We start from the raw sequence: 21670 nt of genomic DNA, 5'->3' as shown, positions 1-21670 counted from the left end.
AAGCAGATTCATTTGGCTTTTCGTCTTTTTTTCGCTAATATAGATGGTATAAAATTGTTTGAAGGGAGCACCAATTAATGCCAACCTATAAAAGATTTCGTGTATCCAAAGATCAAACTGTATCGTACCAAATTGAAAATTTTGAAAAACCACAACCAAAAGAAAATGAGGTATTGCTTTCCATCAATTATTCCAGTGTGAATTATAAAGATGCTTTAGCCACAAGAGATAATACCGGGGTTTTACGTTACTACCCGATCACTCCGGGGATTGATTTAGCTGGGACAGTTTTAGTTTCTAATCATCCAGATTTTGAAGTTGGTGATACGGTCATCGCTAATGGTTTTGATATCGGAGTTGCTCATGATGGTGGCTTTAGTCAATTAGCGGTTATTCCAGGAGAATGGTTGGTTCACTTACCGAAAAATTTAAGTGAAAAAGATGCGATGATTTTTGGCACAGCTGGATTTACTGCGGCGTTGGCAGTGGATGCTTTGAAAAAACATGGATTAAATTCTGATAGCCGTGTTTTAGTTACTGGAGCTACCGGTGGTGTTGGTAGTTTTGCAATACATTTTTTAAAAGAATTAGAAATCAAAAATATTATTGCTTTAAGCCGAAAAGAAACTAAAATCGATGAATTAAAAAAATTAGGTGCGAGCGAGGTTTTACAACCACAAAGCTTTTTGCCAGAAAAAGCTCGACCTTTAAGTAAACAGCTATTTGATTTTGTAATTGATTCTGTTGGTGGCGATTTATTAAGTCAGTTAATTCCTTTTGTCGGCTATGGAGGTAGTTTAGCCCTTTGCGGAAATGCTGCTGGAATTAAATTAAACACAACTGTCTTGCCTTTTATTTTAAGAAGTGTCAATTTATTAGGAATTGATTCTGTCAATGTACCTTTAGAAAAACGGCTACCAGTTTGGGAGGAATTAGGCAATTGGCAAGTCCCTGAAACTTTGACTATCAATACGACAACTTTGGAAAAATTACCTGATGTCGCAGAAAGTTTACTGGCAGGTACTCACGTTGGACGTACCATCGTTGAATTAAATACGCCATCTGTTTAAACATTTTTTTAATTTTATTGTCTTATTCAATATTAGGAGGAAATCAACATGCGTATCTTAATTACTGCTGGTGGAACGGCTGAAAAAATTGATGATGTCCGTTCGATTACTAATCATTCTAGCGGACGTCTAGGTCAAACGATTGCCGAAAAATTTCCCAAAGAAGTAGAAATTGATTACATTACAACAAAACAAGCGTTACAGCCTAAAGGTGACAATATCAAAATTTATTTGATTGAATCAACCACTGATTTAGCAAAAAAAATGACCGAGTTACTAGAAAAAAATCCTTATCAAGCAGTCATTCATAGTATGGCGGTCAGCGATTTTACTCCTGAAAGTTCTGTCACTATGGAAACTTTGGAAGAAACAATTTCAAAAAATCCAACTGATTTAGCCAATGCTCTAAAAGTAGCTGCCGATAGTCGAACTGAAAAGAAAATTTCTTCTAATACTGATCATTTAGTCATCATTTTGAAGCAAAACCCAAAAGTGATTTCGATAGTTAAAAAAATCCAACCAGAAACGATCTTAGTTGGTTTTAAATTATTAGTTGACGTCCCAATGATAGAGCTATTAAATGTCGCTAAAGCCAGTCTGGAGAAAAATCAAGCTGATTTTGTTTTAGCCAATGATTTAACTGAAATTTCTGGAGAAAATCATCATGGTTACTTATTGAATAAAAATGGAAAAGTTAAAGAAGCCAAAACCAAATCAGAAATTGCCGAATTAATTATTCAAGCAGTAACGGAGGAAACAAAATGAAAACTATTTTATTAGGTGTCTCAGGCAGTATATCTGCTTACAAAGCTGCCGATTTAACCAATGAGTTAACAAAATTAGGCTATCAAGTCGATGTTGTGATGACTGACAGTGCCACAAAATTCATCACACCTCTTACGATTCAATCTTTGTCTCACCGTCCTGTTCATTTGGACGTGATGGAGGAAATTGATCCAGCTTTAATTAATCATATTCAACTAGCTAAGCAAGCCGATTTATTTTTAATTGCACCAGCTTCAGCAAATACAATAGGAAAACTTGCCAACGGGATTGCTGATGATTTATTATCAACAGTAGCACTTGCTCTTTTACCTGAAACACCGAAGTTGATTGCACCGGCAATGAATACTTATATGTATCAAAATCCGATTATGCAAAAAAATTTAGCGACTCTAACTGATTTGGCTGGTTTTAAGGAAATTAAACCACGAGAAGCTCTGCTAGCATGTGGGGATTATGGTCGTGGCGCTTTAGCGACAGTTTCAGATATTGTAGAAGAAGTATTATCGAACTTGAAGGGATAGCAACATGAAAAATATGAGTGTCAGAAATTTTGCTTTGACTGCGATGTTTTTAGCAGTCATGATTATTTTGGCGGTAACGCCTTTAGGATTTATTCCGATTGGTCCGATTAATGCAACCACGATGCATGTTCCAGTAATAATTGCATCAATTGTTTTAGGACCCAAAATTGGTGGCAGTTTAGGTGGGATTTTTGGGGTCATGAGCATTATTCGCTCAACCATTATTATTACACCGATGTCTTTTGCGTTCTCTCCACTAATTGCCAATCCATTAACTGGACATGGTGATTGGCGCGCGCTAATCGTCGCAGTCATTCCACGTATTTTAGTTGGTATTGTCCCTTATTTTGTTTATAAAGGTGGACAAAAAATCTTGAATGAAAAAGCTGGTGGCTTAAGTTTATTCTTAGCGGGATTGGTTGGTTCTATGACCAATACAATTTTAGTCATGGGCCTAATCTTTATATTCTTCAAAGATAGTTATGCTCAAGCAATGGAGGTTGCCGCCAATACTGTTTTAGGTTTGATTTTAGGAATTGTCTTTGGTAGCGGCATTGTAGAAGCTGTAGTTGCTGGTATTTTAACGACGGCCGTCGCAGCCATCTTATTAAGACTAATGAAAAGAAGAGCCTGAGAAATTAATTCTCAGACTCTTCTTTTGGTTCTTCACCGATAATTCTCACTTCTGTTTCTAAATCCACATCGAATTTTTCTTTGATGACAGATTGAATATGGGCAATTAATTCAGTGTAATCTGTTGCAGTGGCCTGGTTAATATTAACAATAAAACCTGCATGTTTTTTAGAAATTTGCGCACCACCCCAGATCAAGCCTTGTAGCCCAGCATCTTGGATTAATTTCCCAGTAAAATGACCAACTGGCCGTTTAAAAACACTACCGCAGGATGGATATTCTAATGGCTGTTTTAACTGGCGTAATTCCGTTAATTCTTCCATTCTTTTTTGGATCAAAGCATAATCGCCTTTAGCTAATTTAAATCGCGCACTTAAAACAACGACTGGGTTTTCTTGAACTTTCGAATGACGATAGGCAAAGTCCATTTGACTAGCTGTCCAAGTTTCGATAGAACCATTTGGCAATAAAATTTCTGCATCATAAAACACATCTTGCAATTGGCCATCATAAGCTCCTGCGTTCATAAAGACCGCTCCACCAACACTTCCTGGAATGCCACAAGCAAATTCAAAGCCACTTAAATTATTTTCTAATGCCAAATAAGTTGTATCAATTAATTTCGCACCAGCTTGTGCTGTGATCATTTCATCAGACACTGAAATTTCTTTCATCTCTGTCAAAATAATAACCACTCCACGAATTCCGCCATCTCGGACAATTAGATTACTAGCATTTCCCAAAACTAACCATGGAATGTTTGCTTGTTGACAAGCGGTAACTAAATTTTGAACTTCTTGATTGTTTTTTGGAAAAGCTAATAAATCAACAGGTCCGCCGGTTTTAGTAAAAGTATAGTTTGCTAATGGTTCATTTTTTAAAATTTTTATTTCTGGATATTTTTCTAAAATTTGGTACACGTCTTCTGCTCCCTTACACATGACATCTGATATATTCTATCATGGTCAAAATAAATTCACCAGATTAAATTGTATGACGAAAATGTTGGGCTAACAATTCAGCACATAAGCGATGACTTGAAAGAACATCTCTTTGCTTTAAATCATGCGATTCATGCTTTACAGCTGCCACAAATTGCTCCACTATTTGTTCAAATCCACGTTTAAACAAGGTCGTTTCCCAATCGGAAAACTGTTCAATCGTAATGTCTCTTCCTCTGATTTCTTGATAATCGGTCAAATTTTCGACCATTGCTGTTTTTTCTGAATTGGTTACTTGATAGCGTTCATATTTGGCACCACTTTGTAAATCCATCGAGATAAAGCATTCTGTTTGTTTTGTCGATAAATGCATATGTGCATAGGTCATCATTCCATCGGTTTCTTTCACTTTACCAGTCATTTTTATAATCTCGTCATCTAGCAAATAAACTGCCGTATCGACTAAATGAATAAATAAATCATAAATGCCGTATTCAGTCGCTAGCGAATGACTGGTTTCATTTTTTTCTAAATGAATTGTTCTCTTATTAGGCATTTCCTTTAGCGCAACTACTTTTGGCGCAAAACGTCGATTAAATCCTGCCATAAAAATCAGATTTTTTTCTTCTGCTAATGTTAACAATTCCTTGACTTCTTGATAATTCTCACTAATAGGTTTATCGATAAAGACCGAGATATTATTTTCCAAGCAAGTCTTTGCCAGTTGATAATGGGCTTTTGTAGCCGCATGAATCAAACAAGCTTCGATTCCTTGCGTCATTAATTCATTTAAATCTTGATAAACTTCACTAAAACTAAATTGCGCTGCTAATGATTTACGAGTCATTTCATTACTAGAAGCAAAATAAAAATCTGCTTGATTGCGTATCTTTAAATAAGTAGGTAAGTATGCTTTTTGAGCAATACCACCAATACCAATAACACCTATTTTCATTTAAGTTTTCCTTCTTTCTTTTAAAAATTATTTCGTTTAAAATAAGTATATTACAATTCGTACAGGAGGAATCATTTTGAAATTAATTTCGTGGAACGTCAACGGCCTACGGGCAATTATGAAAAAGAACTTTATGGAAGTTTTTAACCAATTAGATGCCGACTTTTTCTGTCTGCAAGAAACCAAATTACAAGCTGGTCAGATTGAAATGGATCTACCAGGCTATTATCAATACTGGAATTATGCCGAAAAAAAGGGGTATTCTGGGACAGCTATTTTTACAAAACACGAAGCTCTATCTGTTCATTACGGTCTTGGAATGGAAGAACATGACCAAGAAGGTCGCTTGATTACTTTAGAATATCAAGATTATTATGTAATCACTTGTTACACACCAAATTCCCAAAACGAGTTAAAACGATTAGATTATCGCATGACTTGGGAAGAAGCTTTTCTAAATTACTTAAATCAGTTAAAAGCGAAAAAGCCCGTCATTTTCTGTGGTGATTTAAATGTCGCCCATGAAAATATTGACTTAAAAAACTGGAAAACCAACCAAAAAAATGCTGGTTTCAGCCCACAAGAACGTGAAAAATTCAGCATTCTTTTAGATAATGGCTATATTGATACTTTCCGCTATTTCTATCCTGATTTAGAAGGCGTTTATTCTTGGTGGAGCTACCGCTTTAACGCCCGTAAAAATAATGCTGGTTGGCGGATTGATTATTTTGTTGTCTCTGACGATCTGAAGAATCAATTAATTGATGCTAAAATTTGGACAGAAATCACGGGTAGCGACCATTGTCCGGTGGAATTAGATATTTCTCTTTAAGAGGTGAAGCAACTTGAACTTTATTGCGATGGATTTTGAAACAGCTAATTATCAGACCCACAGCGCCTGTTCTTTAGCACTTGTCATGGTAAAAAATGATAAAATAGTTGGGGAATATTATACCTTAATCAAACCTCAGACAGATTTTTTCTGGAAAAATATTCAAATTCATGGTATTAAACCAGAAGATGTAGCAAACGCACCAGAATTTCCAGAAGTTTGGGATCAGATTAAACATTATTATTTAGAAAATCGCTTAATTGTCGCTCACAATGCCGGTTTTGATACAAAAATTTTAGCCGGTTGTCTGGATTATTATCATATTCCGCAGCCCCATTATTTATCCTTGTGTACAGTGCAAACAAGTCGGCGGCTGTTTCCTGAAATGCACAATCATCGGCTAAATACGGTCTGTGATGAATTAGATATCCCTTTAAAGAACCACCATGATGCTTTAGAAGATAGTCGAGCGTGTGCCAATATTCTATTGTATCAAGCAGAACATTTTGGTACCCACCCACTAAAAAAATTAGTTAAAGCTTTATAAAACTAGCTTAGGCCATGAGCCTAAGCTAGTTTATCATTTTACTCATCAATAATACGGTCAAAAATTCGCCATCATTACTTCTTGTGCCCCGTTCCAAAGAAGCTTCTTCTTTAAAACCTAATTTCTGATACAAATGAATTGCTCGTTGATTTCTTTCTTGCACGGTTAATTCTAATCGATAAATTACTTCAGTTTCTTCTGACCAAGCAATTATCTCTTCTAGTAAAATAGTACCTAAACCCATTCCCCAGAAATCTTTAAAAATACTCATTCCAACTTCACCAACGTGTCGAATCGGTGCTTCTGAGCTAGCTTTCACTGAAGCATTACCGACAATCATACCATTAACTTCTGCCACTAATAAAATATTATTTTCGCTCTCATAAATAGATTCTAGGTTTATCGCAAGTAATTCCTCGGTCAACTCAATCCCCAGCTCATCAACGACTATAAAATCTGTCTCTTGATTAACGATATTAGTGAATGCTAAAATTTCAGCAGCATCTTTTGGAATCGCTTCACGAATGATTACTTCAAAATTATCCATACTTTTTCTCCCATTCATTCAAGATGCGCTCAGCAAATTTCTGTCCTTTTTTACCGTGAGCGACTAATTCTATCTCGCGACTATTATCATCGACTTTATTTAAAATAAGTTCTAAATAATCTAACGGCATGTATTCCCCTAATTGCTTGCCCCACTCAATCACCGACAAGCCATCACCTTCAAAATAATCATCTAAACCTAAATCATCCGCACCTGATTCAATTCGATAAACATCCATATGATATAGAGGTAAACGACCTTGCTGATACTCACGAATAATCGTATAAGTAGGACTTTTAACCATCTGTTGAATCCCTAAGCCTAATGCTATTCCTTTAGTCAAAGTAGTTTTTCCTGCACCAAGATCTCCCGTTAACACAAGATTATCGCTTGCTTCAGCAGTCTGACCAATGATTTCTCCTAGTCTTTGACTTTGATTCACATCTGCTAAATAAATCATCTACATCTCTCCTCTTTGACAGTATAACGATTTCTGTCGGTGAAGCAAAGTAATCTCTACGAAAAAAAGAAGCCCAAATAACGAGCTTCTCTTTAAAACAAATTTTAGTCTTCAATTAATGTTTGTGCTGCCGTGATGATTGATAATTTGTAAACATCTTCTTCATTGGCACCACGTGAAAGGTCAGAAATTGGTTTGTTTAATCCTTGTAGGATTGGTCCAATTGCTTCAAACCCACCAAAACGTTGCGCAATTTTATAGCCGATGTTTCCTGATTGTAATTCTGGAAAGACAAAGACAGTTGCTGTTCCAGCTACTTTTGAATCAGGTGCCTTTAATTGTGCTACAGCTGGAATATAAGCTGCATCAAATTGTAATTCACCGTCAATTGGTACATTTGGTGCTAAACTTTGCGCAATCTTAGTTGCTTCTGCTACTTTGTCTACTTCTTCTGAGCTCGCAGAACCTTTAGTTGAAAAACTCAACATCGCAACTTTTGGATCAATGTCGAATAATGCTGCTGTTTTTGCTGATTCAGCAGCAATTTCAGCCAATTCTTGCGCATTTGGATTAACGTTAATCGCACAGTCAGAGAATAGATATTTTTCTTGGTCACGACCACGAACCATTAAGAACGCTCCGCTGGTTCGGCTGATTCCTGGTTTAGTTTTAATAATTTGCAGTGCTGGACGAACAGTATCACCGGTTGAGTGAATTGCACCACTGATCATACCATCAGTAATATCCATATAAGTCAACATTGTTGCAAAATAGTTTTCATCTTTTAATGTTTTTTCAGCTTGTTCTTTTGTTACTTTGCCTTTACGACGTGCAACAAAACTTTCAACCATTTCATCCCAACGATCAAATTTATCAGGATCAATGATTTCAAAGTTAGCTACGCGAATACCACGAGCATCTGCTGCCTTTGTAATTTCTTCTGTATTCCCCACTAAAATGGGTTCCATTAGTTCTTCGGCTTTCAAACGTGATGCAGCACCTAAAATTCGTGCATCAGTTGCTTCCGGAAAAGCAATCTTAATGTTGCGACGAACAATCTTAAATTTCAAGCTATCAAATAGTTCCACAGTTATAAACCCTCCAGTAATTATTTACACCAAACATCATACAACACTTCATAAGAAAAAAACAGAAAAATTTTGCTGTATTAGTAAAAAAATTCTAATGAATAAACAAAGAAAGCCTTTTAACAATTTCTCTTATATAACAGAAAACGTTGTATTATTCATCTGTTTCAGATAGTTCCCAATCAATTGGTTGCTCTCCCCAACTTTTTAAAATTTGATTAGTTTTCGAAAAAGGTTGAGATCCAAAAAATCCTCTCCTTGCTGATAATGGTGATGGATGTGGCGCCGAAATTATCGCATGCCTTTGTAAATCAATCATTTTGCTTTTTTCTTGTGCTGGCTTCCCCCACAAAATAAAAACAATTGGTTGTTCACGCTGATTTAATTTCCGGATAATTTCGTCAGTAAATTGCTCCCAACCCTGTCCACGATGAGAATAAGCAACCCCTTCTCGAACAGTTAAAACAGTATTCAATAATAACACGCCTTGATGTGCCCAACTCATGAGATTTCCGTGAGAGGCTGGCTTTATATCCACGTCTGTTTCCATTTCTTTATAGATATTTCTTAAAGATGGCGGAATTTTTACTCCTTTTTTGACAGAAAAGGCCAAACCTTGCGCTTGTCCTCCACCGTGATAAGGGTCTTGTCCTAAAATCACTACTTTTACTTGATCGTAAGGTGTTAAATTTAAAGCTGTAAAAATTTCATTCTGTGGTGGGAAAATTGTTTGTGTTTGATATTCTTCTTCTAAAAATTTAGTTAACGTAAAAAAATATGGCTGCTCAAATTGATCAGATAAAACCTTACGCCAACTATTGTCTAATAGTAATTCCATTTTTTTGCTCCTTTATACCTATGGGTTCATCATCAAGAATATGGTACACTATCAATGAAAAAGAAGAAAGTTAGGTGAACAATTTTGATTAAATTAATTGCTTCTGATATGGATGGCACTTTACTAAACCACCAGATGCAAATTTCTGAAGAAAACATTACCGCTATCAATAATGCTTTAGACAAAGGTCTAAAATTTATTACGGCTACCGGCCGAGGTATTATCCACGCAGAACGGGCTTTAAATCCCACCGCGATTCGCGTGCCGATGATTTTACTAAACGGTGCTCAAATTGTTAATCAAGATAGAGAGACTGTTTATACAGCAGCTATCCCGCAAGACTTAGCCTTTAGTGTCTTAAATCATTTAAACGATCAAGCCATTTATGCAGAAGTATTTACAGCAGAACACGTCTATTCTGAAAATCAAGCTGTCAGAGAAGCTTTTCTGAATCAAAATGTCTTAGATCATGCGCCAGATTTAACACCTGAAGAGTTAGCTGTCCAAGTGGCAAATGTGATTGAAGAACTCCACACTGATTTTGTTCCAGATATTCAGGCAGAACTTATCAAAACCCAAGAAGAAGTATTAAAAATTATTGCCTTTGATAAAAATGGGGCAGAAATTTTAGAAAAAGTCTCTGCAGATTTGGCTGACTTAGGAGACTTAGCCATTACTGCTTCTGACAGTACTAACCTGGAAATTAATCATAAAAATGCTCAAAAAGGTGTGGCACTTGCTCATTATGCTCAACAGTTTGATTTTACATCAGACGAGATTATGGCAATTGGAGATAACTATAATGACATAAGTATGTTAAAATATGCTGGTACGAGCTTTGCGATGGGTAATGCAGAATTACCTGTTAAAGAAGTAGCCAAGTTTGAAACTGCCACCAATGAAGAAAGCGGCGTCGCCCTTGCCATTCAACAGATTCTTAGTGAATAATTCAAAAAAGCGGTGATAGAAATGACGGAATATTTTATTCAAGAACAACAACTCAGCGCAACTACCCGAACCGTCATTAAAAATTGTCAGGGAAAAGCGTTATATCTAATGGTCGGAAACTGGGGTCGCAAAGGCAATGTTTTGACCCTTTACGATATGTCAGGTGAAGTGGTTGCTGCCATCAAGCAAGCCAGCGTAATTTTTGGACACAAGTTTGAAATTTATCTTGGGATTGAAAAAGTTGGTAATCTCCACAAAATTTTTAATTGGCCTGGTGATTTTTATTATATTAAACATTTAAATTGGGCTGTTTATGGAAATATTTACCACCATAAATATAAAATCAATCATTTTAATGAACCGATTATGCGGATGGATAAAGCAACATTATTAACCGGAGATTACTATGTGATGGATGTTACCAATCCAAAAGATGCACCGATTTGTATTTGCATTGCAGCAATCATGGATTACTGGCTTTACAATCGAAAAAAACAACCCGAAAATACTTCAAATCTTGAAGTAAATTTCTCATCCTAAAAAAGTAGCGCAGTCGTCTATTTAGACGGTTGCGCTACTTTTTTCTGCATATGATCATATACATGTCCGCTCAATGTCATTTCCCCAACATCATGAAATCCTTGACGCGCATATAAACGTTTGGCTTGAGGATTACCTTGGTCAACATTCAAGCCGATGACTTCTTTACCGTCACGAAGGGCCAATTTATCTAATGACTCTATTAATCGTGAGCCAATGCCATGCCCTCTAAATTCAGGATTTACCGCGATTGAATCGAGATACCATTCTCCCGGCACAGTTTCAGGATCAATAAACATTTTAATATCTTCTTCAATCCCTTTTTCTTTTAAGTAATTCATCAGTGGTAAGTCAATCACAGCCTCATCTTCCGCTGGATAACCAAAAGCAACGCCAGCGATTTTCCCATCAATCTCATCGACAATACCACGGCGATAACTATAGCGATAAGTTGGATCTAAAAAACAATCGGCAATCACTTTTTTCGTCTCTTCTTCACTGAAATAGTTCAGAAAATCTAACTCCATGTCCTTTAAAATAATTAAAATTAACTCTGCGGCTGCCATGCCATCTTTTTTTTCTGCAAAACGAATCATTTCCAAGCTCCTTTAATTAATTTCTATCCCCAGTGTAACATCTCTTTCGCTAAGTTTAAAACTAACTAAGATTATTTTCTATAAAATTCTGCTATCATATCTTTGGAGGGATTAAAAATGAAAAAAATATTGAAAATAATTGGTATCTTAATTGGCTTATTTGTTATTGTAATCGCAGGCTATCTTATCTATCTTTTTGCCTCTTATGACCGCATTGCTGATAACCAAGCATTAAAACCACAAAATATTTCTCAGCAAGAACTAACAACGAATACCGAATATCGCGCTATGACCTATAATATTGGCTATGGCTCTTATCCACCAAGTTACAGCTTCTTTATGGATGGTGGGGATAAATCAATTGCTGATTCTTCACAATCAGTGAAAGCTAATTTAGCTGGCGTCATAAATACGACTAAAAGTTTGGATCCAACCTTGGCTTTCTATCAAGAAGTCGATCAAAAAGGAACTCGTTCAAGACAAGTCAACGAAGTCCAAATGCTAAAAGATCAATTACCAAGCTATAATAATCTATACGGTGAAAATTATCACTCAGCCTATTTATTCTATCCCTTTACTCAACCAATCGGCCAAGCTAAATCTGGCCTAGTTACTTTGAGTCATGGAGAAATAACAGCTGCCAGACGTTATTCTTTACCGATTGAAACTAATTTTAATAAATTTTTCGACTTAGATCGCGCTTTTACTGCCGCATATATCCCTACTGAAAATGATAAGCAATTAGTTGCCATAAATATCCATTTTTCAGCTTATACAAGTGACAAAAAAATTCAAACAGCGCAATTTAATAAACTGTTTGAATTTATTAGCGAAGAATATCAAAAAGGCAATTATGTAGTAGTTGCTGGCGATTATAATCACGATCTTTTAGGCAATAGTCCAGAAATTTTTAACAAGACGAAAGAACGTCGCACTTGGACGCACCCATTTCCAAAAGAAAAATTACCCGCCGGTTTTAGTCTACCAAATAAAGACTTAGCTAAAGATGCTGTTCCATCTGCTCGTGATTTAAACGAACCTTATCAAAAGGGAAAAACATACACTACTTTAATTGATGGCTTTATCGTTTCAGATAATATTGAAGTGAAAAATTTACAAGTAGAAGATACCGAATTTGAATATTCGGATCATAATCCAGTTTATTTGGACTTTCAATTAAATGAATAAATTGAGTGACTCTTTTTAAATCAAAAAAGCTTAAAGAAAATTAATCGATAAAACAAATTTTCTTTAAGCTATTATTTTTGTTCCCTTTTTCGTAGAGAAAATTTACTCTATGGCCGAATACCATTAATAAATGTCCAATTTAATGTTGCTTTATAATCCCCTTTAGAACTACCTCCAGCTGTTTTGATAGAAAAACCATTTCTCTTATTTTCTGGCACATTACCTAAATTACTCTCTAATGTCCAATCATCAGAAATAGTAACGCCACTACTAGCATCTCCATCCGAGTTGGCATCAAATATAGTCAAAGATTCATTTATTACATTTTTTGGTGCTCCGTTCTTATAATAACTTAATGCACCATTTAGTTCTTTAGATTGATTAGAATCAATTATTTTTGTACTTTCGACATTTAATGCCCAGTCAGTAGTATTAGTATTATTTTTAATTTCAAGTTTACCGTCAATACTTTCAGGGAAATAATTCTTTTCTTTGAATTCAGTCTTTTTCTCACCAAAATCTATTGCATTAGGAACAGTGAATTCTGGAAGGTTAGCTGCATAATAATAATTCACATTCGTTTGATTTTTTTCAAGCATACCCAAAGTTAATGAAACAGGATCAGCTAATTGATACTGAGTACTTTCTTTGTTTAAAGTAGCATATTTAAAAATCCAGTTATCCTTGTCATATTCGTAATCCTGCAAGTTTAAATTATAGGTACCATCAACTGCTAAATCGGTATCATCAATCTCAATCTCTCTAGCCTCTGTGATAGGTTCATCCGCATTGTTGAGATATTTTAAATTAATTTTATACTTATTAGCTGATACATTTACCGTTTGTGTGACAATATCGGATTCTTGATTATATTCATCCACTGCTTTAAATGAAAATCTATGCGTACCTATATCTCCTACATCTAGATATAATAAATTGGGAATTTCGAATTCTTTTTCATCCCCAAGATCATTACTAGTATCAATTTCCGAAAGCAATTGATACTCTCCACCATCAAGTGAATAATACATCTTAACTTTGCCAGATTCTACCGAGCTGACTGTTCCTTGTAATTGACCGCGTTCCCTTAGTTTTAAATCTGTAGAGTTTTGATCATCCAATTTAATAATTGGTTTTTCAAATTTTTGTAACACATTTAAGATAGCCGAGTTGATTTTGCCTGTTTCGCCACCAACGCTTGCGGTAGCTGTACCATTAAAGTACACCGGACGACTGACATTTAAATAATTCATTAAGGCAGAAATCGGTTGCTGATTTCCTTCGTCATCTAAAATAGTTTGGCTAGTAACGATATTTTTTGTAGGGTCATCAGTAATATCTTTTCTTTCAAAGAAATCGACGATTCGCATAAACCGATTCCCTCGACCACCTTTTTCACTGAGGGAAGGATCATTAAGTTCTCCGTATGTCATCAACAAATCTTTATGAGAGAGAGTAAGGTTTCTTTCATTGTACAGCGAGCCTTCGAGAGCCATAGTATAATCATCTCCGTCAAGCTCTTGGAACTCTGTCGCCAGATAATTACCCTCACCGTCCAGTTGGGAATGAAGATTAAAACTTTTCAGAGGATCGAGGTTTAAACCATCACTGGATATTTGATCTGACACATCTCTAATCTTATCAATTGGTGAGAAATAGCTACTCCAGGAAGGGATTGAATTGTTTTCTACTGGATTTTTTTCAAGTTTACTTATATCGAAATACGCATCCTCAATTCCCCCTAATCTCTTTCCGTACCCAGCTAATCCTGGTGCTAGCATCAGTTCGTTATCAAGAAGGTAGAATGCCCATTCCAATTTATTAGCCGGATCAGGTGGTAAGGTTCCTTTAGTTAATACCTTACCTGGACTATTATCTGCTCCTTTAAAGGCATCAGCATTCCCAATAGGATCATAGTTCATTTCTATCAATTCATTTCTTGTTAAATTCCCTTCGTAACGATTGACGTCAATGTCAATATGCCCTGCAGCATGGCCGAGTATATCACCCAACCCGCTCAATGTGGCGATCAGACCTTCTAAAACAATAGGACGAGTGGTCATATCCCCTCTTTCAGACAACGAAAAGTTACTGTAATTTACACCTTTAATTAAGATATAAATGGCGCTAGGATCATCTTCACTCCATCTAGTGTATCTCGGAGCCCAAGTAACTGGAAAATAAAGTTTAGGAAATGGTAGAGGGACAGTATTAAGGGCTCGAAGTATATACCTTGAACTAGCTCCAGAGTTTTTCCAGTTAATTGATTTTGCCATCGAACGAGCATCTACACCTGGGGAAAAAGCTAGCCGCACGTATGCACCATAGTTTCCTGTCTGGATATCAGATAGAGCATTACTAGCTCCTTCAAGTTTTATACTTGCAGTCAAGGGAACAATCCCGGTACCTTTCCAAGTTCCTCCTTTAAATGGTTCGCTGCTCGAACCCGGTGTATAACTTGTCCTAAACTCCGCCTTAGGATCGATTCCGACAATATTAGCAAGAAATCCTGCGTCTCGAGTAAGTAGCTTCATTGAAGATAACTTAGTGTAATCGTTATTTTTCTCACCAATCCCAATAACCCCTCCTTCTTTTTGAGGAGTTGTATAATTGGTTTCCATAAGGCTTTCTAAGAAAATTCTAGTAACGTTACCGTTCTCATCTGTTTCCTCACGTATTTGACCCGCATTAGGATCATCAGCTCCCAGATTAATGTCTGGTTCATATTCTTTCCCAAATTTAAATTCGTCATATTCACCTAAATTTGGATCTTCATCATCTGCCGCAGCAGCTGTCAATGGAAAAACTGCTGCTAAAAAAAATGTTAAAAATAACATCATTAAACCTTTAATTTTTCTATCCATTTATACCCATCCTTATCTTAATTTCCAGATATATCTCAATTAAATATTATTTTAATTTCTCTATCTGAAAATTTGAATTCACAATAGTATAAAGGGGCTATTTGTTCTTATTCAGATAGTTTTTTCTTTCGCGTATTCCTTTTTCCTCTTATATAACAGGCAAAGTAAAATTATCAAAACCAAGAGAATGCCTATTAAAGATAGACTTATGGAAATTATTTCTCCCGTTTGTGGAAGGGTCTTTCTTATGTTACTTGCAGGACGATAACCAGTTGTTACCGGATTTCCTTGCGGTCCTGCAGGTTCACCAGGATCTGGTGTTGGCGAATCCGCAAATTCTGATAAAGTAACACTACCTGGTGTCGAAGCGGCCATTACTTCGACAGGACTGTTAATGAGGAGGATCCACAAAAAACAAAATATGGAACAAAACAAAGCAAAGAATTTTTTCATTGCTCAGTACCTCCTTGTTTCAAATCATTAGAAATAATTGGTGTATTGTATATACACTGAAATCATAATACTTACTAGTTTAAAGTTGTTAGTTTATCTATCCTGTTCTTCTTCTTTTTTCTTTTTACGACGATACAAGACAAAAAGTAATATTAATAATAGTATTATTAGAATGACTATTAATAATATAATTAACCATGTCCAATTTGATTCTTCGACTTCAGGATCATTAATTGCTTTTGAACTATATTCTCTCACTTCATTTTCCGTAATCGTGAAATCTTCTGTCCATTCCCAAGTCTTTTCTGCCCATTTTGGATCTGTCGTGGTCGCTTTTACATTCATCGTATAACGACCTGCTTCCATTGGTTCATCATTATAAAAAACTGGGAAGGAATAGTTTGAATTTGGTGCCATGATTAACCCACTAATTTCGTTAGAATACAACACTTCATACTCTCCACGTTTCATTACTTCTGCCGAAACAGTTAGATTAGATAAAACTGCTGCTTGATCATTTTGTAAATTCGCATTGATTACTTTTCGATAATTATTCAATCCTGTCGTAATATTTAGTAAGTTCATATTGGGTGCTTCAATCTCTTTATTCACAGTTAGCTTGATAGCCATCGCATAACTATACATGTTATTAATAGAAATTCCTTCAGAACTAGAAGTCGTTTCATCTTGCCCATCCTTTAAAAAATACCAAGAACCTAAATAAACACCATCTGGAATATTATTGGGTATTTTGATTTCTACTGTGACAACTTCAGAACTATTTGGTGCAATTGTAGCATCAATATCTGATGCTACAATCGTCGAAAAATCACTAACCTTAAATTTTAAACTACTATCGTATTTTTCTGGTTGGGAAGTATAGCTAATTTCTCCATTAGCATTTGTATAGGTTGTAAATATGTCAGAATGAACGCTGATTTCTTCTGCCTCGGAATTCTGAATCCGTGCTTGAATCGTTCGTGTTTCTCCTGGAGTCACCAGTAAATCATAGTACGAACTGGCTTCTGAAACTTGTGCTCCTTCAGGACTAATTTTTTGTACACTATATCCGACACCAGCATTTTGAGTTGATGCTACAGTGACTATGCTTCCCCCAATAAAAAACAAAAGAAATGCCAGCAAATTAACAAATAATATATTTAATTTTTTCATTCAGCATAACTCCCTATATATAATTTATTTTTTAGCTATACACATTTGCAGTCAATGTCCAAGTTATAGTGGATTCATATGTCTTATCTTCTTTTGATTGTCCACCTGGAACATTTAACGCAACTTCCGCTGCATTCCAAGTGTTCACAGAAGTTGCTTTACCCACACCTGAGTTATCAACCCCAAATACGGTAAGAGTATTTAATTCATCAGCTGAAATAGTTCCACCTTTTGTAGAAATATTCGAAACAGGTGTTTCGCCAGTAGTGCTATTTCTAGCTACACCTGATGGCAGAACAAGCGTTGCACCAGCTAAAACATCACTTGTCGTACTTGTAAACTCAGTCATTCCAACATTGACGCTCCAACCATTGAGCTCAGAACGATTATCAGTTACTTGTAAATAATTAAGTTTATTGGTACTTTCAGGGGTATTTTTGTAGGTTGCTGCCGTTGCAGAAACTTTTTGTGTACCAAATTTAAATTGCTTTGGAATTACATCTAGTGACAATGGCCCTTGGTTCTTGGTTTCTTCATTATCACCATCATTTCCACCAGGATCAGGTTTACTCGGATCTGTTGGATCTACTGGTTTAGTCGGATCATCATTAATCACAAAAGAAATATTACCATCAGTTTCCCCCACTGAATTTTCTGCTGCTAATACAGGTGATACTGTAGACAGAGATAGAGCAATGATTAATGCGATACTGGCTAATTTAAAATTTTTCACTTTTGTCTACTCCTCTACAAATTAGATTGTTGGTCCGGCAGTTAGTGACCATTCCACATTGTTCGTATAAGTTCCTGCTTTAGCTACTCCTGCAGGAATGGTTAATTCAACTTCGCTAGATTTCCACAATGAAGTTGAGGTTGCTTTCCCTTTATTTGTCGTTGTTGATGTTGGAGCAAAAACAGTTTGTTCAGCAGTTGAAATATTCAACCCAGATCCACCAACCGTTGTAAAACTAGTATCGATAGAAGTTGACGGAACATTTAAACTATTCCGAGCATCTGCTTTTGGTAATTTAATATAAGCACCCGTCAAAATATTGTTAGTCCCATCATCAGTCAATTCTCGATCTTGTTTAACTTTTACAGTCCAACCAGTAACATCTGCTTCACGATTATCCGTTACTTGTAAGTAGTGTCGATCACCTCGTTCTTCGGAATTATCCATAGCTACACCAGTGTAAGTATGTTTAGTTTGATACATTTTTTGCACACCAAAATCAAATTTTTTCGGTGCAACATCCAATGATAGAGGACCTTCATTTCCGGTACCTGGATTATCTGGATCTTCTGGTTCCAATGGTTTAGTAGGGTCTGTTGGATCTACTGGCTTAGTCGGATCATCATTTTCTTCTAAAACAATACTACCTGGAGTCTTAGCAGTTGACGGTAGACTCTCAGCATTTACTGGTAAACTACCTAGTAACAAACTACCGCACAACAATGCACCCATTAACATTTTTTTATTCATTTTCATTCTGTACATCTCCTTTTCTTAATTAACAAATTGAATGCGCATTCAAAAATACATATTCAAGTTATCTAATAAATCAAAAACGGACATCTCAAAAACAAAGTAACTATCAATTGGTTTTAGTTTCAGCGACATCTTACCAACTACACCATCATGCACCCCCTCAAAAATTCTGTTTCAAGACTAATAATTATTAGATTAAAGATTGAACACCTTTAAACATTGAGAAAATTATTACTATCAACACATTAAAAAACAAATATTCAAAAAAACGATATTTTTATAACCATTTTTTATATATCGAAAGATAAAATAAGAAAATATCAAATAATTTTATATAAAATATTAAAAAGTTTAAAAAAATACGCGTTTTTTGATAAATTTAATTTACAAATTAAGCTTAAAATCATTTTAGATGTTTGTCAAGAGAATTTTGAGTTATTCTTATTTAAAAAAATTATTTAAATAAACATTATATTTATTATTTTTTAAAATATTCCCCAAAAATAAAAAAGCTTAAAGAATGTTGGTTTCACATCCTTTAAACTTTTTTGTTTAATTCTATTATCCTACAGAACCTTCCATATAAAACCTGGCTATTTTATAGTTTCGAGTAGATATGTTCATTCTCACTATTGAAGTCTTTTAACCTAATAGCGATAAGATAAAGGCACATAGTTTTACCCAATGTCACAGATTTTTTCACAGATCATCAACGCCAAAATACATATTATTAGAATCTCATCTTGCGTGGGATATTATTTCTCATTTTATAGACGATTTTTTATTGTAAACTAAGGCATTTGTTTGACCTATCAAACCTTCTTTTGCAGTCAATATAAACTTTAATTTGGCATTAGATACTTTGATAAATTTATACGTAGTACCATCACTATCTTTATATACTAATGCTTCATCAGTATTTTTATTAACTCGTCTGAGTTTCATCGTTTGTTGATCATCAATGGTCAATGATATCTCGTTACTTTTGGTAGATGTTATATCTAATGTACTGTTAAGTTCGCTATCAGGAGATTGCCAGTTCCCCACAAGCCAACCAGAATCATTGTCACTTTTTAAATTAATTATGGCTAAGATTCCGCCCGTTATTAACACAATAATTCCCATGGCTACTACTAATTTCTTCTTCAAGATTCATTCAACTCCATTATTTAGAACCCTTTTTAATCAAATTCAAAAAGTGTCCAATTTTTGATTTACCAACTAAATGTGAAACGTCCTGAGTCACTTCAATACAGCCGATGTAATTGCCTTCGTCATCTCTCACTGCGAAGAAGCTAATTTGAATTTGCTTCCCTTTTGCTGGAATGACCATTACTTGTTGACTGATTTCTCCACTATGCATTTGATCCAGCAATTTATTTATTCGATTACTGCTTTTTCCTGGGTGTACATCCAAAACATGCTTGTTCAAAGCACTCTTATCTCTGTCAAACAACCGCATAGAGTTATTAGAGTACCACTTCACAATGTCGTTTTCATCGATAAAATCAAATTCCTGTGGAATAGCTCTGAAAATACCATTTAATTGCTCAATCGTTAATCTGCCTGATTCTAATTCAATTGATGACATAGTTTTCCTCTTTTCTTTTTACACTAGTTTACTTAATTCCTCTTTAGCAACTTTTGATTAAATATATATTCTGATGTTTACCTTTTAAATGGAACTTCTGGAAGAAACTGTATAATTTTCTAGCTACATTTGCCCCGCTTTTAAAAAGATAACGGCTAACTTACTATGAATGAACATCGCTGTAACTAAAAACTTCTCCAATTACAATTTTGATATATTATTTCAAGCTTTCCTATTTTTCGCATTTATATCGGCTAAAACCATTGGCGAAAGTGTTAGGGAATAACTACTATAAGAACTTTTTTTCACAGTTAAGCAATTCGCATGTAATGAGATCATCTTTGAATAATCGATTATTATAAAGCAGTAAGAAATGTTATTAAGCCAAATATTATCCCTGGAAAGTTAGCTGTTGCTAATGGGATATCTCTTGGTTTTTTTCCAAGACCATAAATTACCCATAAGGTGCAATTCACTGCTGCTACCATTGGCTGTATAGGATTACCCTTTGAACCGGACAAGTTGTCTATTATCTGAGGTATATAAGAAACGTACATCAAAATTGACATGATAGTTGCTGTCCAACTCAAATATCTAATAAACTTATTGTTTTCCATTTTAAACCGCCTCGTATTCTTGAATAATATATTTTTTCTAATGATAATCTGTGCACGCTAAAAGACCTAGCAATACAACCGATTTTATTCGTCTAATCATTATAATTGTCTCCTTAAGTCTATAAATGCTTTACTATAAAAAAAGTGATGGGCATTAATTAAAACGAAAAAATTTTTTCGTTAAAAATGAAAAGTAGTTGGTATGCTTCATTTGGTATTCTCTATTTTATTTTGTAATCATGGTTACATAGATAGAGAAATTTGGTTCTTAATATGAATTATGCTCATACTAATTACTTTTTTTAAATTTCATATTGGGATAATTCTTTACAATTCTATTCAGATTATGAAGTCGCAAATTTTTATGTTTTTGAGACAAATTTTCAAGCACCTTTGTTCTACCCTTTGAAGATCTTTTATTTTCGAATATATGTTTTAGCCTGTATTCTTTGATTGCCGCGTTCTCAGTATCAGATTCATCTATGTGAACTTCGACTTCTTTTTTAGTAGTAATTGTAAATGTAAATGTCGTCACGACATCAGTTAAAAATAAGATTGCTAAAAGAATCGGGCCAATGCTCCGTGTATTATTTATGAAAAGATGAATATAATATTGAAAAAATGGATTAACAATTTTTATTAGAATAAGACAGCCAATACCCCAAAAAAGAGAAACAGGAACAGCGACCCTTCCACCAATATTTAATGGAACATTTGTGTAATCCCATAATTTCATATTAAATAATTTTTCAAGTAACCAGCTAGTTATATATTCGATAATCGTTACAATTACAACAACATTGAAATATAAGTTTAGTAAGGTTCCCGCGTTTTCTGGTACTAATAACAGTACTGCAACTACACCAAAACCATAGACAGGACAGTATGGTCCTAATAAAAAACCTCGATACACAAAATGTTTATCCTTAATCGAACAAAAAATACTTTCCCAAACCCAACCTACAAATGAATAAACAATAAATGTCATAAAAA

At 35.0% G+C, this 21670-nt stretch carries 25 protein-coding genes; 9 read left to right on the top strand and 16 right to left on the bottom strand.

The genetic code is table 11. From position 1 onward, the window contains the following. The first annotated feature begins 77 nt into the window (after positions 1 to 77). From KUA55_RS02230 to KUA55_RS02215, 4 genes are read left to right on the top strand one after another with little or no spacing between them, the layout of a single operon-like run. Positions 78 to 1070 (top strand): YhdH/YhfP family quinone oxidoreductase, encoded by a 993-nt coding sequence (locus KUA55_RS02230; RefSeq protein ID WP_218324540.1) that lies wholly within the window; start codon positions 78 to 80, stop codon positions 1068 to 1070. 48 nt (positions 1071 to 1118) lie between these two features. Continuing rightward, on the top strand, positions 1119 to 1835 hold the full coding sequence (locus tag KUA55_RS02225) for a phosphopantothenate--cysteine ligase (protein ID WP_218324539.1): 717 nt from the start codon (positions 1119 to 1121) through the stop codon (positions 1833 to 1835). Then, positions 1832 to 2377 carry a phosphopantothenoylcysteine decarboxylase gene (gene coaC / locus KUA55_RS02220; RefSeq protein ID WP_218324538.1) on the top strand — a complete coding sequence of 182 codons (546 nt, stop codon included), beginning with the start codon at positions 1832 to 1834 and terminating at the stop codon, positions 2375 to 2377. The genes KUA55_RS02225 and coaC overlap by 4 nt, the downstream gene beginning before the upstream one ends. Positions 2378 to 2381: 4 nt before the next feature. Further along, positions 2382 to 3011 (top strand): ECF transporter S component, encoded by a 630-nt coding sequence (locus tag KUA55_RS02215; protein ID WP_218324537.1) that lies wholly within the window; start codon positions 2382 to 2384, stop codon positions 3009 to 3011. A gap of 4 nt (positions 3012 to 3015) precedes the next feature. On the opposite strand, the gene murB is transcribed toward KUA55_RS02215, so the two are convergent. Continuing rightward, entirely contained in the window at positions 3016 to 3930 is a 915-nt protein-coding gene (murB, locus tag KUA55_RS02210) for a UDP-N-acetylmuramate dehydrogenase (protein ID WP_425514586.1), read from the bottom strand. 64 nt (positions 3931 to 3994) lie between these two features. Beyond that, positions 3995 to 4906: a Gfo/Idh/MocA family protein gene (locus KUA55_RS02205; RefSeq protein ID WP_218324535.1), complete on the bottom strand. Its 912-nt coding sequence runs from the start codon at positions 4904 to 4906 to the stop codon at positions 3995 to 3997. 76 nt (positions 4907 to 4982) lie between these two features. Between KUA55_RS02205 and KUA55_RS02200 the strand changes: the two genes are divergently transcribed. Beyond that, the gene (locus KUA55_RS02200; protein WP_218324534.1) at positions 4983 to 5738 is read left to right on the top strand and encodes an exodeoxyribonuclease III; all 756 of its coding nucleotides are present in this window, start codon (positions 4983 to 4985) and stop codon (positions 5736 to 5738) included. Positions 5739 to 5751: 13 nt separating this feature from the next. Beyond that, positions 5752 to 6285, top strand: a complete 534-nt coding sequence (locus KUA55_RS02195; protein WP_218324533.1) for a 3'-5' exonuclease — start codon at positions 5752 to 5754, stop codon at positions 6283 to 6285. Positions 6286 to 6310: 25 nt separating this feature from the next. Here the strand turns inward: KUA55_RS02195 and KUA55_RS02190 are convergent, their stop codons facing one another. The 4 genes from KUA55_RS02190 to KUA55_RS02175 all read right to left on the bottom strand — a co-directional run bounded on the left by KUA55_RS02190 (position 6311) and on the right by KUA55_RS02175 (position 9218). Continuing rightward, a complete protein-coding gene (locus KUA55_RS02190; protein WP_218324532.1) occupies positions 6311 to 6832 on the bottom strand; it encodes a GNAT family N-acetyltransferase in 522 nt (173 codons plus the stop codon). Continuing rightward, positions 6825 to 7292 carry a tRNA (adenosine(37)-N6)-threonylcarbamoyltransferase complex ATPase subunit type 1 TsaE gene (gene tsaE / locus KUA55_RS02185; RefSeq protein ID WP_218324531.1) on the bottom strand — a complete coding sequence of 156 codons (468 nt, stop codon included), beginning with the start codon at positions 7290 to 7292 and terminating at the stop codon, positions 6825 to 6827. Before tsaE ends, KUA55_RS02190 begins: the two co-directional genes overlap by 8 nt. Before the next feature lie 104 nt (positions 7293 to 7396). After that, complete coding sequence (gene pta, locus KUA55_RS02180; RefSeq protein ID WP_218324530.1) at positions 7397 to 8380, bottom strand: phosphate acetyltransferase; 984 nt, start codon at positions 8378 to 8380, stop codon at positions 7397 to 7399. A 154-nt stretch (positions 8381 to 8534) separates the two neighbouring features. After that, the gene (locus tag KUA55_RS02175; RefSeq protein ID WP_218324529.1) at positions 8535 to 9218 is read right to left on the bottom strand and encodes a uracil-DNA glycosylase; all 684 of its coding nucleotides are present in this window, start codon (positions 9216 to 9218) and stop codon (positions 8535 to 8537) included. Between the two features lie 84 nt (positions 9219 to 9302). Here KUA55_RS02175 and KUA55_RS02170 point away from each other — a divergent pair, with 84 nt between their 5' ends. After that, a complete protein-coding gene (locus tag KUA55_RS02170; protein WP_218324528.1) occupies positions 9303 to 10166 on the top strand; it encodes a Cof-type HAD-IIB family hydrolase in 864 nt (287 codons plus the stop codon). A gap of 21 nt (positions 10167 to 10187) precedes the next feature. Next, positions 10188 to 10706 (top strand): LURP-one-related/scramblase family protein, encoded by a 519-nt coding sequence (locus KUA55_RS02165; RefSeq protein WP_218324527.1) that lies wholly within the window; start codon positions 10188 to 10190, stop codon positions 10704 to 10706. A gap of 17 nt (positions 10707 to 10723) precedes the next feature. Here the strand turns inward: KUA55_RS02165 and KUA55_RS02160 are convergent, their stop codons facing one another. Next, positions 10724 to 11302, bottom strand: a complete 579-nt coding sequence (locus KUA55_RS02160) for a GNAT family N-acetyltransferase (protein ID WP_218324526.1) — start codon at positions 11300 to 11302, stop codon at positions 10724 to 10726. A 117-nt stretch (positions 11303 to 11419) separates the two neighbouring features. Here KUA55_RS02160 and KUA55_RS02155 point away from each other — a divergent pair, with 117 nt between their 5' ends. Continuing rightward, entirely contained in the window at positions 11420 to 12490 is a 1071-nt protein-coding gene (locus tag KUA55_RS02155; RefSeq protein ID WP_218324525.1) for an endonuclease/exonuclease/phosphatase family protein, read from the top strand. A 107-nt stretch (positions 12491 to 12597) separates the two neighbouring features. On the opposite strand, the gene KUA55_RS02150 is transcribed toward KUA55_RS02155, so the two are convergent. From KUA55_RS02150 to KUA55_RS02110, 9 genes are all read right to left on the bottom strand, one after another. Then, positions 12598 to 15354: a hypothetical protein gene (locus KUA55_RS02150; protein ID WP_218324524.1), complete on the bottom strand. Its 2757-nt coding sequence runs from the start codon at positions 15352 to 15354 to the stop codon at positions 12598 to 12600. Positions 15355 to 15465: 111 nt separating this feature from the next. Further along, positions 15466 to 15807, bottom strand: a complete 342-nt coding sequence (locus KUA55_RS02145) for an EF2685/EF0750 family sortase-dependent surface protein (protein ID WP_218324523.1) — start codon at positions 15805 to 15807, stop codon at positions 15466 to 15468. 93 nt (positions 15808 to 15900) lie between these two features. Beyond that, complete coding sequence (locus tag KUA55_RS02140; RefSeq protein WP_218324522.1) at positions 15901 to 16980, bottom strand: WxLIP family cell surface protein; 1080 nt, start codon at positions 16978 to 16980, stop codon at positions 15901 to 15903. Between the two features lie 31 nt (positions 16981 to 17011). After that, complete coding sequence (locus KUA55_RS02135; RefSeq protein ID WP_218324521.1) at positions 17012 to 17713, bottom strand: WxL domain-containing protein; 702 nt, start codon at positions 17711 to 17713, stop codon at positions 17012 to 17014. 21 nt (positions 17714 to 17734) lie between these two features. Then, the gene (locus tag KUA55_RS02130; RefSeq protein ID WP_218324520.1) at positions 17735 to 18469 is read right to left on the bottom strand and encodes a WxL domain-containing protein; all 735 of its coding nucleotides are present in this window, start codon (positions 18467 to 18469) and stop codon (positions 17735 to 17737) included. A 762-nt stretch (positions 18470 to 19231) separates the two neighbouring features. Next, complete coding sequence (locus tag KUA55_RS02125; RefSeq protein WP_218324519.1) at positions 19232 to 19618, bottom strand: hypothetical protein; 387 nt, start codon at positions 19616 to 19618, stop codon at positions 19232 to 19234. A gap of 16 nt (positions 19619 to 19634) precedes the next feature. Beyond that, entirely contained in the window at positions 19635 to 20060 is a 426-nt protein-coding gene (locus KUA55_RS02120; RefSeq protein WP_218324518.1) for a PAS domain-containing protein, read from the bottom strand. 356 nt (positions 20061 to 20416) lie between these two features. Then, positions 20417 to 20677, bottom strand: a complete 261-nt coding sequence (locus KUA55_RS02115; RefSeq protein WP_218324517.1) for an SWEET family sugar transporter — start codon at positions 20675 to 20677, stop codon at positions 20417 to 20419. A gap of 289 nt (positions 20678 to 20966) precedes the next feature. Further along, positions 20967 to 21665: a putative ABC transporter permease gene (locus KUA55_RS02110; protein ID WP_218324817.1), complete on the bottom strand. Its 699-nt coding sequence runs from the start codon at positions 21663 to 21665 to the stop codon at positions 20967 to 20969. Positions 21666 to 21670: the final 5 nt, after the last annotated feature.

The organism is Enterococcus alishanensis, assembly GCF_019218635.1.
GTDB lineage: Bacteria > Bacillota > Bacilli > Lactobacillales > Enterococcaceae > Enterococcus_A > Enterococcus_A alishanensis.
This window is presented reverse-complemented; position numbering and strand designations above follow the sequence as displayed.

Excerpts from the sequence above, each read along its gene's own strand:
- KUA55_RS02230 (WP_218324540.1), top strand. The coding sequence starts at position 78 with ATGCCAACCTATAAAAGATTTCGTGTATCCAAAGATCAAACTGTATCG.
- KUA55_RS02225 (WP_218324539.1), top strand. The coding sequence starts at position 1,119 with ATGCGTATCTTAATTACTGCTGGTGGAACGGCTGAAAAAATTGATGAT.
- coaC (WP_218324538.1), top strand. The coding sequence starts at position 1,832 with ATGAAAACTATTTTATTAGGTGTCTCAGGCAGTATATCTGCTTACAAA.
- KUA55_RS02215 (WP_218324537.1), top strand. The coding sequence starts at position 2,382 with ATGAAAAATATGAGTGTCAGAAATTTTGCTTTGACTGCGATGTTTTTA.
- KUA55_RS02205 (WP_218324535.1), bottom strand. The coding sequence starts at position 4,906 with ATGAAAATAGGTGTTATTGGTATTGGTGGTATTGCTCAAAAAGCATAC.
- KUA55_RS02190 (WP_218324532.1), bottom strand. The coding sequence starts at position 6,832 with ATGGATAATTTTGAAGTAATCATTCGTGAAGCGATTCCAAAAGATGCT.
- tsaE (WP_218324531.1), bottom strand. The coding sequence starts at position 7,292 with ATGATTTATTTAGCAGATGTGAATCAAAGTCAAAGACTAGGAGAAATC.
- KUA55_RS02175 (WP_218324529.1), bottom strand. The coding sequence starts at position 9,218 with ATGGAATTACTATTAGACAATAGTTGGCGTAAGGTTTTATCTGATCAA.
- KUA55_RS02165 (WP_218324527.1), top strand. The coding sequence starts at position 10,188 with ATGACGGAATATTTTATTCAAGAACAACAACTCAGCGCAACTACCCGA.
- KUA55_RS02160 (WP_218324526.1), bottom strand. The coding sequence starts at position 11,302 with ATGATTCGTTTTGCAGAAAAAAAAGATGGCATGGCAGCCGCAGAGTTA.
- KUA55_RS02155 (WP_218324525.1), top strand. The coding sequence starts at position 11,420 with ATGAAAAAAATATTGAAAATAATTGGTATCTTAATTGGCTTATTTGTT.
- KUA55_RS02150 (WP_218324524.1), bottom strand. The coding sequence starts at position 15,354 with ATGGATAGAAAAATTAAAGGTTTAATGATGTTATTTTTAACATTTTTT.
- KUA55_RS02145 (WP_218324523.1), bottom strand. The coding sequence starts at position 15,807 with ATGAAAAAATTCTTTGCTTTGTTTTGTTCCATATTTTGTTTTTTGTGG.
- KUA55_RS02140 (WP_218324522.1), bottom strand. The coding sequence starts at position 16,980 with ATGAAAAAATTAAATATATTATTTGTTAATTTGCTGGCATTTCTTTTG.
- KUA55_RS02130 (WP_218324520.1), bottom strand. The coding sequence starts at position 18,469 with ATGAAAATGAATAAAAAAATGTTAATGGGTGCATTGTTGTGCGGTAGT.
- KUA55_RS02120 (WP_218324518.1), bottom strand. The coding sequence starts at position 20,060 with ATGTCATCAATTGAATTAGAATCAGGCAGATTAACGATTGAGCAATTA.
- KUA55_RS02115 (WP_218324517.1), bottom strand. The coding sequence starts at position 20,677 with ATGGAAAACAATAAGTTTATTAGATATTTGAGTTGGACAGCAACTATC.
- KUA55_RS02110 (WP_218324817.1), bottom strand. The coding sequence starts at position 21,665 with ATGACATTTATTGTTTATTCATTTGTAGGTTGGGTTTGGGAAAGTATT.